This window comes from Labrys sp. F242, from assembly GCF_057813875.1.
The window spans coordinates 484,557-499,693 of record NZ_JBVASG010000003.1; the positions used below are offsets into that span (position 1 = coordinate 484,557).

10 protein-coding genes are annotated in these 15,137 nt (G+C 65.5%); 4 read left to right on the forward strand and 6 right to left on the reverse strand.

The window, feature by feature from the left end:
• Window positions 1-14 precede the first annotated feature (14 nt).
• Window positions 15-3,125: a double-strand break repair protein AddB gene (gene addB, locus ACZYTC_RS21900; RefSeq protein ID WP_488990518.1), complete on the forward strand. Its 3,111-nt coding sequence runs from the start codon at window positions 15-17 to the stop codon at window positions 3,123-3,125.
• A complete protein-coding gene (gene addA, locus ACZYTC_RS21905; RefSeq protein ID WP_488990519.1) occupies window positions 3,122-6,565 on the forward strand; it encodes a double-strand break repair helicase AddA in 3,444 nt (1,147 codons plus the stop codon). The genes addB and addA overlap by 4 nt, the downstream gene beginning before the upstream one ends.
• Window positions 6,566-6,588: 23 nt before the next feature.
• On the opposite strand, the gene ACZYTC_RS21910 is transcribed toward addA, so the two are convergent.
• Window positions 6,589-6,978 (reverse strand): winged helix-turn-helix transcriptional regulator, encoded by a 390-nt coding sequence (locus tag ACZYTC_RS21910; protein WP_434958408.1) that lies wholly within the window; start codon window positions 6,976-6,978, stop codon window positions 6,589-6,591.
• 98 nt (window positions 6,979-7,076) lie between these two features.
• On the opposite strand from ACZYTC_RS21910, the gene ACZYTC_RS21915 reads away from it, so the two are divergent.
• Entirely contained in the window at window positions 7,077-8,054 is a 978-nt protein-coding gene (locus tag ACZYTC_RS21915; RefSeq protein WP_488990520.1) for a quinone oxidoreductase family protein, read from the forward strand.
• Between the two features lie 200 nt (window positions 8,055-8,254).
• Window positions 8,255-8,776, forward strand: coding sequence for a GNAT family N-acetyltransferase (locus ACZYTC_RS21920; RefSeq protein ID WP_481274378.1), 522 nt, complete (start codon window positions 8,255-8,257; stop codon window positions 8,774-8,776).
• A gap of 255 nt (window positions 8,777-9,031) precedes the next feature.
• Here the strand turns inward: ACZYTC_RS21920 and ACZYTC_RS21925 are convergent, their stop codons facing one another.
• From ACZYTC_RS21925 to rpsA, 5 genes are all read right to left on the reverse strand, one after another.
• A complete protein-coding gene (locus tag ACZYTC_RS21925; protein ID WP_434958406.1) occupies window positions 9,032-9,826 on the reverse strand; it encodes an ABC transporter ATP-binding protein in 795 nt (264 codons plus the stop codon).
• Between the two features lie 10 nt (window positions 9,827-9,836).
• Entirely contained in the window at window positions 9,837-10,778 is a 942-nt protein-coding gene (locus tag ACZYTC_RS21930) for an ABC transporter permease (RefSeq protein ID WP_488990521.1), read from the reverse strand.
• Window positions 10,779-10,848: 70 nt separating this feature from the next.
• Window positions 10,849-11,829, reverse strand: coding sequence for an ABC transporter substrate-binding protein (locus tag ACZYTC_RS21935; protein WP_481273104.1), 981 nt, complete (start codon window positions 11,827-11,829; stop codon window positions 10,849-10,851).
• A gap of 96 nt (window positions 11,830-11,925) precedes the next feature.
• The gene (locus ACZYTC_RS21940; RefSeq protein ID WP_434958403.1) at window positions 11,926-12,891 is read right to left on the reverse strand and encodes an ABC transporter substrate-binding protein; all 966 of its coding nucleotides are present in this window, start codon (window positions 12,889-12,891) and stop codon (window positions 11,926-11,928) included.
• 443 nt (window positions 12,892-13,334) lie between these two features.
• Window positions 13,335-15,032, reverse strand: coding sequence for a 30S ribosomal protein S1 (gene rpsA, locus ACZYTC_RS21945; RefSeq protein WP_434958402.1), 1,698 nt, complete (start codon window positions 15,030-15,032; stop codon window positions 13,335-13,337).
• Window positions 15,033-15,137 lie beyond the last annotated feature (105 nt).

The window sequence follows — 15,137 nt, forward strand, 5'->3', positions numbered from 1 at the left end:
TTTATCTCTGGGCCATGGCGCATCGCCCGAATCTCCTGACCATCGCTCCCGGCTCGCCTTTTCTGGAGACGCTGGTCGACGCCCTGCTGGATGGCCGGCTGGTGCCGGGCTTTGCGCCGCGCGAGGATCCGCTCGCGCTCGCAAGCGCGACGCTCTATCTGCCTACCCGCCGCGCCATCCGCGCCTTGCGCGGCATCTTCCTCGACAGGCTGGGCAGTGACGCCGCATTGCTGCCGCGCCTGAGGGCGCTCGGCGAAATCGACGATGACGAGGTCGCCTTTGCGCAGGCGAGCGACGATCTGCCGGAACCGGTCGCCGGGCTCGACCGCCAGGTCGCCCTGACGCGGCTGATCCTGCAATGGAGCGCGGCGCTGAAGCAGGCCCTCCTGCCGGTGCCGGGTGAGGAAGGGGTTGAACCGCTGCTGATTCCCTCCTCGCCGGGCGATGCGGCAGGGCTCGCGGCCGAGCTCGGCAATTTCCTCGACGGCCTGCAGATCGACCGGGTGGTGCCTGAGGCAATCCTCAATCTCGGCGAGAGCCATGCCGGCCTCTACGACAAATATTGGGACATCACGCTGCGCTTCCTCGAGATCGCCACCGTGCATTGGCCAGGCCATCTCAAGGAGATCGGCCGCAGCGACGCCGTGCTCCTGCGCAATGCCCGCATGGAGCGCGAGGCCGCCAGGCTTTCCGAAAACCCCAAGACAGGCCCGGTGATCGTGGCCGGCTCGACCGGCTCCATTCCGGCCACCCGCGACCTCATCAAGGCGGTTGCCGCCCATCCCCGGGGCGCGGTCGTCCTGCCGGGCCTTGACCTCGACCTCGACGCCATCGGCTGGAACGCCATCGGCAAGGGCGAAGGAGCCCCCGGCCATCCCCAGGCGGGTCTTGCTGCCTTGCTGACCGATATCGGCGCCGAACGCGTCAGCGTGACCGAGCTCGCCTCGCCGCCCTCGCCTCTGGCGCTACGCGCAGCCCTGGTGTCGCAGGCCCTGCGGCCGGCGGAAACCACGGATCTGTGGGCCGGCCAGCGGCATGTCGATCCCGCGGCGATGACCGAGGCTTTTGCAGGCGTCGCCCTGATAGAGGCGGTGCATGAGGGCGAAGAAGCCCTGGCGACGGCTCTGGTGCTACGCGAGGCCTTGACGGTAGCAGGCCGCAAGGCGGCGCTGGTGACGCCGAACCGCCAACTCGCCGAGCGCGTGGTCACCGAACTCGGCCGCTGGGGCATCGAGGCTGACGACAGCGCCGGCCAGCCGCTGACCCAAACTCCGCCCGGCCTGTTCGCGCGCCTGGTGCTCGACGCCGCGCTGCATGATTTCGACCCCATCACGCTGTTGTCCCTGCTCAAGCACCCGCTGGCGCGCCTTGGTCTGTTACGTGCGGATCTGGAGCGGGCGGTGACGGCGCTGGAGATCGGCGCCCTGCGTGGCCCCAGGCCGGCCGGCGGTCCCGCCGGTCTTGTGGCGGCCCTGGCGCTCGGCAAGGCCTCGCTCGGCGATCCCCATTGCCCACCCGCCCGGCGGGCTTTGAGCGAGGAGGAATGGACCGGAGCCGAGGCTGTGATCGAGGCCTTGACCGCCAGGCTCGAACCCTTCGCGGCACTGCTGCGCCAATCCGAACCCTTGCCTGCCGCCAGCTTTTTCGCCGCGCATCGCGCTGCCGTGGAGGCCCTGGGCGAAGTGGCGCCCGACGAAGTTGAGGGGCTCAAGCAAGGTGAAGCCGGTGAAGCGCTTACGGGCTTCCTCGACGATCTCGGCACCATCGCGCCCGAGGCTCTCTGCCTGCCGGCGCATGAGTATCCCGGCCTGTTCGCGGCCCTGATCGCCGGGCGCTCGGTTCGGGGCGGCGAGCCCAAGCACCCACGCATCGCCATTTACGGCCTGCTGGAGGCCCGCCTTCTGCCGGTCGACCGGCTGGTGCTGGCAGGGCTCGACGAAAGCGTCTGGCCGCCCGACGTCAAGACCGATCCCTGGCTGAACCGGCCGATGCGGGCGGCAATCGGCCTGTCGCCGCCGGAAAAACGCATCGGCCTCGCCGCGCACGACTTCGAGCAGGCGCTCGGCTATCGCGATGTGGTGATCACGCGGTCGCTGAAGCGCGGCGGCTCGCCCAGCGTGCCGTCGCGCTGGCTGCAGCGGCTCGGCGCCTTTCTGGGGCCGGTTTTCGGGACCATGCGTGCAAGAGGCGAGCATTATTGCGCCCTCGCGCGCCAGCTCGACGCGGCCGAAGGGCCACCGCCCCTGCTCACCGCGCCCAAGCCCACACCATCGCTTGCGCTGCGTCCGACCCGTCTGTCGGTCACGCAGATCGAGCACCTCGTGCGCGATCCTTATACGATCTATGCCCGCCACATCCTCAGGCTCGAACCGCTCGACGAGATTGCCATGCCGCCCGGGGCGGCTGAAAGGGGCACGCTGATCCATGGCGCGCTCGAACGTTTCGCCGCCCTTTGCGCAGACGGGGTGCCGCCGGATGCCCTCGCGCGCTTGATGGCCATCGGCGAGGAGCTCTTCATCCCTCTCGTCGATTTTCCCGAGGTTCTAGCCTTCTGGCGGCCGCGCTTTGCGGCCATCGCCGAATTCCTGGTGGAATGGGAACGCGAGCGTCGGCCACGCCTTGCCCGCGTGCTGAGCGAGATCCCCGGCAAGCTCACCTGGTCGACCCTGGCCGACCGGGCCTTCACACTGTCCGCCCGTGCCGACCGCATCGAGGTCGCCCCCGATGGCCGGGTTGCCATCCTCGATTTCAAGACCGGTCAGGCGCCGACGGCCAGGCAGGTGGAAACGGGCCTCGCGCCGCAATTGGCGCTGGAAATGGCGATGCTACTCGAGGCCGGTTTCAGCGGCGTGCCGGCACCCGAGGCTTTGGGCGATCCCGCCATCGTGCATCTTGCCGGCGGCGGCAAGGGGCCGAGCGAAAAGCCGTTGATCTTCAAGGACACCACGCCGATCGAGGTGGCCCTGCAGAGCCTCGAACGGCTCAAAGCCCTGATCGACCGTTTCGAGAACGAGAGAACGCCCTACACCTCCCTGCTGCACCCGATGTTCAAGGGGCGGCGCTATGGCGACTATGACCATCTTGCCCGGGTGCGCGAATGGTCTGTGAGCGCGGAGGAAGCATGACCCCGCGCAAGCCCTCTGCCGACACGGTTCACCATCAACGCCTGGCCTCCGATCCCTCGCTGTCGGCCTGGGTGTCGGCCAATGCCGGCTCGGGCAAGACCACCGTGCTGACGCGGCGTGTCATCCGCCTTCTGCTCGCCGGTATCGATGCATCCGCCATTCTATGCCTCACCTTCACCAAGGCCGCGGCGGCGAACATGCAGAATCGCATCTTCGCCACGCTCGGCCAATGGGCCGTCGAGGAGGAGGGCAAGCTCATCGAGGCGATCGAGGGCATCACCGGTTTCAAGCCCGACGGCGCCGGCCTCAAGCGCGCGCGCCAGCTCTTCGCAGCGGCGATCGAGACACCCGGCGGCCTGAAGATCCTCACCATCCATGCCTTCTGCGAGCGCGTGCTGCACCTGTTTCCCTTCGAGGCCAACGTCCCGGCGCAGTTTTCGGTGCTGGACGACAGGGCCGCGCGCGAACTGCTCGATACAGCCCGCACCAGCCTGATCCTTGAGGCGAATGCGCATCCGGACGGCGGGCTCGGGCGCGCCATGGCGCGACTCCTGGAAGATACCGGGGAGGGCGCCTTTGACGGTCTGCTCGCCGAAATCACCTTCGAACGCGAAGCCCTGCGTCCCTTCCTGAGCGGGAAGGGCGCTGCCGATGCGCTTAGCCAGTTGCGCGGCCTGCTCGAACTGAAGGAGGGCGAAAGCGTCGCCACCATCGAAGCCGAGATCGATGAAGCCTCGATCCCCCTCACCGAATGGGCGGCGATCGAGGCTGCCATGCGGGACTATGACAGCAAGCGCATCCTCGATCTTGCCGACAGGCTCGGCGCCGCAATCGCGGCTGCGCCGGCACGGCGTGGTGAAGCCTGGCGCGCTGTCTATCTCACCGGCACGGGCGAGGCGCGCTCGGCCAATGCCTTCCTCGTCAAGGATTTCAGCAAGGACTACCCGGCTTATGCCGAGCAACTCCTCGCCGAGTTGGAGCGGATCGCCGACCTCCTGCAGCGCCGGAAGGCGGCGGCCGCCTATGAGCGCAGCGAGGCTCTGATTGCCGTCGCGGCGGCTTTGCTCGGGCGATACAAAGCCGGCAAGGTAATGCGGGCAGCGCTCGATTTCGACGATCTCGTTCAGCGTACGGCCGATCTGCTCAGCCGGGCCGGCGCCGAATGGGTGCTCTACAAGCTCGATCGCGGCATCGACCATATCCTGGTCGACGAAGCCCAGGACACCAGCCCAGCCCAGTGGCATATCATCGCGATGCTGGCGCATGAATTCACCTCGGGCTCGGGTGCGCGCAGCGAGCGGCGCACCATCTTCGCCGTGGGCGACGAGAAGCAGTCGATCTTCTCCTTTCAGGGCGCGGCGCCGGCGGAGTTTGCCCGCATGCGCAGCCATTTCCGCCACAAGGTGGATGAGGCGGAAGAGCGTTTCGAGGCGATCGAGCTCAAGCAATCCTTCCGCTCGACGCCCGATATCCTCAAGGCGGTCGATCATGTCTTCGCCGCCGCCGACAACCGCCGCGGACTGTCCTCGGACGACGTCGCCACCGTGCATGAGACCGTGCGGGCTCTCGATCCCGGCCGTGTCGAGGTCTGGCCGGTGGAAAAGCCGCAACCGGCGGTCGAGATCACCGCCTGGGACGCGCCTTTCGACGAGACGCCCGTCTCCAGCCCGGTGGTGCGTCTCGCCCGCAAGATCGCCGCCGAGGTGAGCAGCCTCATCCGGGAGGGTGATTCCGCCACCGGCGCGCGCTACGATGCCGGCGACGTCATGGTGCTGGTGCGAAGCCGCAACGCTTTGTTCGAGGCGGTGATCCGCGCCCTGAAATTCGCCGGTGTGCCGGTGGCCGGTGCCGACCGCATCGTCTTGACCGACCATATCGCCGTGATGGACCTCATGGCGCTTGCCCGGTTTGCTTTGCTGCCTGCCGATGACCTCACCCTCGCGACGGTGCTCAAGACCCCGCTCGTCGGGCTCGACGACGAGGATCTCATCCGCCTGGCGCCGGGCCGCAAGGGTACGCTCTGGGCCGCCTTGGCCGTGGCTGCGCAAGAGGATGAGCGCTTTGCCTCCGCCTTTGCCCGCCTCACCGTTTGGCGTACGGAGGCCGCCGGCAAGACGCCCTTCGCCTTCTTCGCCGACATCCTGGCTCGCGACGGCGGCCGGCGTATCATGCTCGCCCGCTTCGGGGCGGAGGCCGCCGATGCGCTGGACGAGTTCCTCCGCGTGGCCGGCGATTATGAGCGGGCCAACACCGCCAGCCTGCAGGGCTTTCTCGCCTGGCTCGCCGAGGCCAAGGCCGAGATCAAACGCGACATGGATGTGGCGCGCGGCGAAGTGCGCGTGATGACGGTGCATGGCTCCAAGGGGCTGGAGGCGCGCGTCGTCATCCTGGCCGATACCTGCAGCGCACCGGACGGACGGCACGATCCCAAGCTCTTCTTTTTGCAGGCACCGGGGCGGCCCGCTGGCAGCGAGATCCCGGTCTGGTCGCCCAGCAAGGCCTCCGACCCGACGCCGGTCGCAGCCGCCCGCGATGCGATCCGGGCCGAGAACGAGGCTGAGCACCGCCGCCTGCTCTATGTCGCCCTGACGAGGGCCGAAGACCGGCTCGTCATCGCCGGCTTCGAAGGTGCCACGGCGCGGCGGGCAGGCAATTGGTACGACATGATCGCCGACGCCCTGCGCGAGGCGGGTGCCAGGGTCGAGCCGGACGGCGAGGGCGAAAGGCTGGTCTATGAGCCGACGCCGCGACGCGCGGTCGAAGGCCGGCCGGCAAGGCGTGAGGATGCGGCGGTGCCGGCGCCGGCCTGGCTGCGCCAGAAGGCGGCGCCGGAGCGGGCCGAGGAGGTCTCCCTTGCCCCCTCCGAGACCGAGCATCCCGAGGAACTGCCCGGGCTCGTGGGCGCGGCGGCGCCTGACGGCAGGACCTTGCGGCGCGGAGCGCTGATTCACGCCTTGCTGCAATATCTGCCCGATGTCGATGCGTCGGCTCGGCGCGAGCAGGCGCTCGCCTTCCTGGACCGGGCGGCGGCGCAATGGCCGGAGGATCACGCAGCCTGGGCCGAGGAGGCCCTGTCGGTGCTGGCCTTACCGGCCCTCGAACCGTTCTTCGTCCCCGGCAGTCGTGCCGAGGTCGCCTTGGCCGGCCGCATCGCCCGTCCAGGCCGGGCGGATTATGCCGTGTCCGGGCGGATCGACCGCCTGGCCGTCGGGCCGGATGCTGTCTGGATCGTCGACTTCAAGACCAACCGCCAGCCTCCCCGCGGGCTCGACGCGGTACCGCAGGCCTATCTCAGCCAGCTTGGGCTCTACCGACATCTGATGAAGAGGCTCTATCCGGCGAAAGATGTGCGGGTCGCCCTGGTCTGGACGGCGACGGCGGAGATCATGGAGTTGCCGGCGGAGCGGCTGGAGGAGGCGGTGCGGGCGATCATCGGGTAGCATCGGCATGGATGCTTCACCCCTCATCCGGCTGCCGCCACATGCCTGACAGGCCTGATGATGCAATCCCGCGTGTGGTCGAGTTCATCCAGTTCGGCGGCGTGTCGCTGTCCCCAGTCGCACAGAGCCAGCAGCACCGGTTCGAGGCTTTGTCCGAGCAGCGTTGCCGAATAGTCGACACGGGGCGGGACCTGCCGGAAGATTTCGCGATGGACGAGCCCATGCTCCTCCATCTCGCGCAATTGCTGGATCAGCACCTTCTGGCTGATCTCGGGCACCAGTCGCTTCAGTTCGGAAAGGCGCTTGGGGCTATCCAGCAGATAATACAGGATCACCGCCTTCCAACGGCCTGAGATCACCTTGAGGGCTCGCTCGACGGGGAGCATGGGCAGGCGCTTGATCGGCTCCGTCATGGTTACCTCCAAGTCTGTATGGCACAAAAGAGTGTGTAGAGACAAAACGGTAAATACCACAGAACCGGGGTCATTCGAGACCAACCCCCCGGTGAACCATGAAAGCCATTCGTTTGAGCCGCTTCGGCGCTCCCGACGTCCTCAAGCCCATTGACCTGCCCGTCCCCGTTCCCGCCGAGGGGGAGGCGCTGATCCGCATGCAGGCCGCCGGGGTGAACTATTTCGAGGTGCTGATACGGCAGGATCGCTACGCGGTGAAGCTCGAACTGCCGATGGTGCTGGGTGTCGAAGTCGCCGGTATCGTCGAGGCGCTCGGGCCCGGCGTCACCATGCCGGCGATTGGTACGCGAGTGGCCGTGCCCCTCTTCGCCATGGGCCGTGCCGGTGGCTATGCCGATTATGTCATTGCCGAAGCCGCCTCGCTGGTGCCGCTCCCGGACGGCCTGTCCTTCGAGGTGGCGGCCGCTCTGATGGTGCAGGGGCTGACCGCCCTGCACCTCCTTCGCCGGGCCCCGCCGCAGGCTAAGTCGATCCTGATCAACGCCGCCGCGGGCGGGGTAGGATCGCTGCTGATCCAGCTCGCGCATAGCGCCGGTGCCCGCCAGATAATCGCCGCTGCCGGGTCGGCGGAGAAGCTCGATCTTGCACGATCCCTCGGGGCGGATCTCGGCGTCGACTATCGCAGCGCCGGCTGGACCGGGCAGGTGCTGGCGGCGACCGGCGGGCTGGGTGTCGATATCGCCTATGACCTCGTCGGCGGGCCAGGCACCGGGGCCTGTCTGGAAGGGCTCGCTCCGGCTGGAGAGCTCGTCTGTGCGGCCATGGGGCGATTCGAGCTCGGCAAGCCCGAGGTCGAAGCCCTGCTGGGGCGCAACCAGTCCGTGAAAGGCTTCGCCTTGCTGCCCTTGCTGACATCGGACACGTTGCACGCCGATCTCGGTGATCTTTTCGCGCAAGCAATGGCAGGCTCGCTCAAGGTAACAATCGGAGGCCGTTTTCCTTTGGAACGGGCCGCCGAGGCACATGAGAGCCTGCAATCGCGCCGGAGCGTGGGCAAGCTCGTTTTAGTGCCATGACGGGGCTTCCTTCATGCCCTTGCAACACCCATCTAGAAGGAGCGGCCAACCGATTTTCTCGGTCGCCTCAGGATCGGCAATCGCGCTGCCCACCGGACGGATGAGGGTTCATGACGTCAGACAAATACGGCGTGGACGCGCCCTGGACACGGAATGGAACAGGGCCATGCAAGGCGGTCAGGATCGCCAAAGCCGAGGATATGGCATTGCTTGCCGCCTGCGACTTCTCCTTCCTCATCACGCAGATAGCCGTCGGCCCATTCGACGGGCCTCGGTTGGGGCGGGTCGCGCAGGTCGAACCGGCCTATCGCAAGAACTATGGCTTCGATGGGCAAGAGGTCGGCAGCTATATCGACGGCGAGGACAGCACTTTGTTCGTGGTCGAGACGCAGGTTGGCCTGCCCGTCGGCTATGCTGCGGTTTCGCATGGCTGGAATGACTTTGCCTTTGTCGACGACATTGCGGTTGATGCGAACCATCGAGGCAGCGGCTTGGCCCGGCAATTGATGGATGCCGCGGTGGCCTGGGGTTTACGCCAGGGCCTGCCCGGCATACGCCTGGAGACGCAATCCAACAATGTCGGCGCCTGTCGCTTCTATGAGAGCTATGGTTTCGAGCTCGGCGGCTATGATCGCCATTTCTACGAGGCTCTGCATCCCGGTACCGAAGAAATCGCCCTGTTCTGGTATTTTCGGTTTGAAACCAAGCCTGGAAGATACTGATACCAAGAGGCATTGAAAATGACTCATGGGTCCATCCCGCGATTTTTGCCAAATCTTTGATTTGGTGTCGGAAATCGCGGGGAGGGGGCAAGTCTCGTATGCATCAATATATTCGAGGCTTGGTATGACACATTGAAGACGTGTCTTCCTGGAATCGCGGACGTCCCCTCCGCTCTTCCTCTGTTCAGTGCTTTCAGGAAGCGGACATCGCGACATGCAGGCATGTCGCTGAGACGTCCGCGCTCCCCGGGGGCATTAACCCAACAGCAGGCTGTCGTCGTCGAGCTGCTCGCCGCGCACCTTGCTGAACAGCTTGAGGAGATCGGGCACGTCGAGGCCGCGGCGATGCTCGGCGTCGAGATCGAAGGCGACCTGTCCCTCATGCAGCATCACCGTGCGGGTGCCGTAGTCGAGGGCATGCCGCATCGAATGGGTCACCATCAGGGCGGTGAGCTGCTGTTCCTCGACGATCTTGCGGGTGAGTTCCAGCACGAAGTCGGCGGTGCGCGGGTCGAGCGCCGCGGTATGCTCGTCGAGCAGCAGGATCTTCATACCCGTCAGCGTCGCCATCAAGAGGCTGACGGCCTGGCGCTGGCCGCCTGAAAGCAGCCCCATCGAGTCGCCCAGGCGGTTTTCCAGTCCGAGGCCGAGAATGGAAAGCTTGTCGCGAAACAGCGCGCGCCTGGAGCCGTTGAGCGAAGCGCCGAAGCCGCGCGAGTGCCCGCGCGCGAAGGCGAGCGCCATGTTCTCCTCGATCGACAGCCTCTCGCAGGTGCCGGCCATCGGATCCTGGAATACGCGGGCGATCAGCCCGGCGCGGCGTGGCGTCGGCCAGCGCAGCACATCGACGTCCTCGATAACGATGCGGCCGCGTTCGGCCGGGGCATCACCGCTCAGGACATTCAGGAGGGTGGATTTGCCGGCGCCGTTCGAACCGATCACGGTGAGGAACTGGCCGGTCGGAATCGTCAGCGAGAGCCCGCGCAAGGCGCGGTTCTCAAGCGGCGTACCGCGGCCGAAGGTGACGTGGATGTCCTTGATCTCGATCATCGCCGCCTCCTTACTTGGACGCTGACTTGGGCGCGGGCGCAAAGATCGCACGCAGGCGGGGGAACTGGCTCGGCAGGATCAGTGCCAGGCCAACCAGAACCGAGGTCACCAGGTTCTGGTCGCTGGAATTGAGCCCGATGGTGCGCGACCACTCGGAATTGAGCGCGAGCGCGATGGCGAGGCGGTAGAGGATGGCGCCGACAACGCAGGCGCCCAGCAACCAGGCGATGGAGCGGGTGCGAAACAACGTCTCCCCGAGAATGACCGAGGCAAGGCCGCCGACGATGGTGCCCGTGCCGAGCGTGATGTCGGCAAAGCCGCTGGTCTGGGCGAACAGGGCGCCGGCGAGGGCGACCAGGGCGTTCGAGATCGCCATGCCGACATAATTATGCAGCTGGGTGGAGACGCCTTGCGCCCGCGCCATGCGCGGATTGGCGCCGGTCGCCCGCATGGCGAGGCCGAATTCGGAATTGAGAAACCAGCTGAGCAGCGCCCAGACGATCAGCACGATCACGCCGAGCATCCAGACTTTCAGCTGATAGGAAGGCGGAGCCCAGCCGAAGATCGCCATCAGATGGTCGCGTGTCCAGGTCACCAGCGTTTCCTGGTTGAGCAGAGGGACGTTGGGCCTGCCCATGATGCGCAGATTGATCGAGTAGAGCGCCGTCATGGTCAGGATGCTGGCGAGCAATTGCAGGATGCGGAAGCGGATGTTGAGCCAGGCCGTCATCATCCCGGCCAGAGCTCCGGCAAAGATGGCCAGAGCCGTTGCGCTGAAGGGATCGAAGCCCGCAACGATGGCGGCGGCGGCCGTCGCGGCACCGAGCGGATAGGAACCATCGACTGTCAAGTCGGGAAAATCGAGCACCCGGAACGATAAAAACACGCCCAGCGCGATCAGCGCATAGATCAGGCCGATTTCAATCGAACCGACAAAAGCGAATAGGCTCATGCATCAATCCCAACAGGAACAGGAGAAGACGCCGGCGCTGGCATGCCCCGGCGTTCTCCAAGGCTTGTTATTACTTTGCAACGTCCTTGGCACGCGCCAATACGGCCTGCGGCAAGGGAGCGCCCATCTTTTCGGCGGCCTTGGCGTTGACGACCAGGCTGACGCCTTTGGAATTCTCGACCGGGATGTCGCCGGGCTTCTCGCCCTTCAGCACGCGGGCCGCGACATGGCCGGCCTGACGGCCAATCTCGAACTGATCGAGGCCGAGAGCGGCGACCGCGCCACGCCCGACGCTGTCGGGATCGCTGGCGAACACCGGCAGGCGGCTGTCGAAGCCGACCTGCAGCACCGATTCCAGGGCCGAGACCACCAGATTGTCGTTGGGGATGTAGATCGCATCGGCCTTGCCCACCAGACTTTGCGCGGCTGCGCCCACATCGGAGGATTTGGTTGCGGGAGAAGGCAGGATTTCCAGCCCGCGTTCACCTGCCAGCTTGCGTAGCGCCTCGATCACCGACAGGCTGTTGACCTCGCCGGAATTATAGACGACGCCCACCACCTTGGCTTTGGGCAGGACCTCCTTGATCAGGTCGAGCTGGCCGGCCGCGGGCGGAAAGTCGCTGACGCCGGTGATATTGCCGCCGGGTTTGTCGAGGGTCTTCACCAATTGCGCGCCGAGCGGATCGGTCACGGCGGCGAAGACGATGGGGATGTCCTTGGTTGCCGCGGCGACGGCCTGGGAGGAGGGGGTGGTGATCGGCACGATCACGGCCGGGTTTTCGCCGACGAATTTCTGGGCAATCTGGGCCGCTGTGGCCGGGCTGCCCTGCGCCGATTCATAGAGGATGGTGATGGCCTCGCCCTCCGCATAGCCCTTGTCCTTGAGGCCGGCCTTCACGCCCTCGCGGATGGCGTTGAGCGAGGGATGTTCGACGATGGCGGTGATCGCGACCACCGGTTTGTCGGCAGCAGCGGCGCCCGTGACGGTCGCGACCTGGGCGAAGCTGGCGAGAAGAACGGCGGCAAGGCCGAGAGAACGGAGGGGGATCATGGCGCGGCTTGCTCGGAATGGGTTGATCTTATGAGGGCGGCCGCGCAACGCGCGGCCGCCTGCCCGGTTATGATGATCCGGATTACTTGGAGAGGCTCATTTCACGACCGTCTTGGCCTTGGCGACCAGATCGGCTGGCAGCGTCACGCCCATCGGGCCGGCGGTCTTCTGGTTGAGGAAGAGGTCGGTGGCGGAGGGGACGGCCACGGGAATGGCGCTGGGCTTCTCACCCTTGAGGATGCGGACGACCATCTCGCCGGCCAATACGCCGGACTTGAAATAGTCGACGCCGATGGAAGCGACCGCGCCGCGCTCGACGCCATTGGTGTCACCGGAGAAGACGGGGATCTTGTTTTCGGTTCCCACCGTGATCACCGCTTCCAGGGCCGAGACCACCAGATTGTCGGTCGGCACGAAGATGGCGTCGGCCTTGCCGATCAGGCTCTGGGCCGCAGCTCCGACATCGGCCGACTTGGTGGCCGGTGCCTCGATCGTCTCCAGGCCAAGGGCCGCGGTCGCCTTCTTCATGGCCTCGAGCTGGACGACCGAATTGGCCTCGCCGGGATTGAAGATGAAGCCGATCTTCTTGGCGTTGGGCGCAATCGCCTGGATCAGCTTGACCTGGTCGGGCATCGGGGTTGCGTCGGTCACGCCGGTGACGTTGCCTTCGGGCTTGGCGGGGTCCTTGACGAGCTGGGCCGCGACAGGATCGGTCACGGCGGTGAACACGATCGGAATGTCCTTGGTGGCAGCGAGGGCAGCCTGGGCCGATGGCGTGGCGATACCGACGATCACATCGGCTTTCTCGCCGACATATTTCTGGGCGATCTGCGCTGCGGTGGCGGGGCTGCCCTGAGCCGTCTCGAACTGGAAGGAGAGGGTATCGCCATCCTTGTAGCCGGCATCCTCCAGGGCCTTCTTGACACCGTCGCGGGCGGCATTGAGAGCCGGATGCTCGACGATCGAGGTTACGGCCACGGTCTTCTTGTCGGCAGCAAAGGCGGCGCTGCCGAGGAGGGCAAGTGCCACGCCGGCTACGAGTGTCAAACGATTGATACGCATGTGGTTGTTTCCCCCTTGCTCGCGAATTTTCCGCCAGGGTGGCGGCCATTCGGGGCTTGCAAGCGACAACCGATCAACCAAACGCTGCGGCAATGCAAGATGCTCGTGCGCTCGAAAGCGGAAAAATTCACCAAACATGGAAGGGCGCCCATTCAAGCGCCCGTTTTGGAAAGATTATTAAACTGAGAGGCTCTGACGCGAAATCTTGCCTGTGTATCGTTAGCACCAACTTTGCGGGCTGAGCAGCTTTTGGCCGAGTGGTGTAAGGTCAGCCATGCAATCTGTTCTTTGCAGACGGTGCTTCCATGCCGGTCTGAAGACCAGCATGGGCCACACGACGTTGGCGAGAGGACCAAAAAGAAAGGGCGCGAACCCTGTAGGTCGCGCCCTTTCTGCAATCGTGGTGGCTCCGAGAGCCGGCTGAGAGGCCGGCGTTCCCGACCTTACTTCTTCTCGGTGCGTGCGCGCAGCGCGGCGCCGAGAATGTCGCCGAGCGAAGCGCCGGCATCGGACGAACCGTAGGTCGCGATGGCTTCCTTCTCTTCGGCCATTTCGAGGGCCTTGATCGAAACCTGGACCTTGCGGGCCTTGCGGTCGAACTGGATGACGCGGGCGTCAACCTTTTCGCCGGCAGCGAAGCGCTCGGGGCGCTGATCGGCGCGATCGCGGGCCAGATCGCCACGGCGGATGAAGGCCGTGAGATCGGTGCCGGTGATCTTGACGTCGATGCCACCTTCCTTGACGTCGGTGACTTCGCAGGTGACGACCTGGTTCTTCTTCAGTTCGCCGGCATCGACGAAGGGGTCACCGGCGAGCTGCTTGATGCCCAGCGAGATGCGCTCCTTCTCGACGTCCACGTCGAGCACCACGGCCTTGACCATGTCGCCCTTGCGGAAGTCGTCGATGACCTGCTCGCCCGGACGGTTCCAGTCGAGGTCGGAGAGATGGACCATGCCGTCCACATCGCCGTCGAGGCCAATGAACAGGCCGAACTCGGTCTTGTTCTTGACTTCGCCTTCCACGACGCTGCCGTTCGGATGCTTGTCGGCAAAATCTTCCCAGGGGTTGGAAAGGGTCTGCTTGAGGCCGAGCGAGATGCGGCGCTTGATCGGGTCGACCTCGAGGATCTGCACTTCCACTTCCTGCGAGGTGGAGACGATCTTGCCGGGGTGGACGTTCTTCTTGGTCCACGACATTTCGGAGACGTGGATCAGGCCTTCGATGCCCGGCTCCAGTTCCACGAACGCGCCGTAGTCCGTGATGTTGGTGACGCGGCCGGTGAACTTGGCCTGCAGCGGGTACTTGGCGTCGATGCCCAGCCACGGATCGGCCTGGAGCTGCTTCATGCCCAGCGAGATGCGGTGCGTCTCGTGGTTGATCTTGATGATCTTGACCTTGACCTGCTGGCCGATGGTCAGAAGCTCCGTCGGATGGTTCACGCGGCGCCATGCGATGTCGGTGACATGCAGGAGGCCGTCGATGCCGCCGAGATCAACGAACGCACCGTAATCGGTGATGTTCTTGACCACGCCGTCGACCACCTGGCCCTCTTCGAGGTTCTGGACGATCTCGTGACGCTGCTCGGCGCGGCTCTCTTCGAGGACCGTGCGGCGGGAGACGACGATGTTGCCGCGGCGGCGATCCATCTTGAGGATCTGGAAGGGCTGCGGAACGTTCATCAGCGGGGTGACGTCGCGGATCGGACGGATGTCGACCTGGCTGCGCGGCAGGAAGGCCACGGCGCCGTCGAGGTCGACGGTGAAGCCGCCCTTGACCTGGTTGAAGATGACGCCGTCGACCTTTTCATTGGCTTCGAACGACTTCTCGAGCTTGACCCAGCTCTCCTCGCGGCGAGCCTTGTCGCGCGAGATGACGGCTTCGCCCAGGGCATTTTCGATACGCTCGAGATAGACCTCGACGATATCGCCGACCTTGATCGCGCTGTCGCGACCCGGGCCGTTGAATTCCTTCAGAGCTACGCGGCCTTCGGTCTTGAGGCCGATATCGATGACCGCAAGGTCCTTCTCGATGGCGACGACAGTACCCTTGACGACCGAACCTTCGGCCATGTCGCTGGTGCCGAACGTCTCGTCGAGCATCGCAGCGAAATCTTCACGCAGCACGTTTGTCTGTACGGACATATGTTTTCCTGGCGCCGGCGGTTGGTGTTGATCATCGTTTCCGGAAGGCGGCAGGGCTGCTGGAGCAGCCACAGGCGGGGTGTTTTAGGAAAAACACGCCCGGCC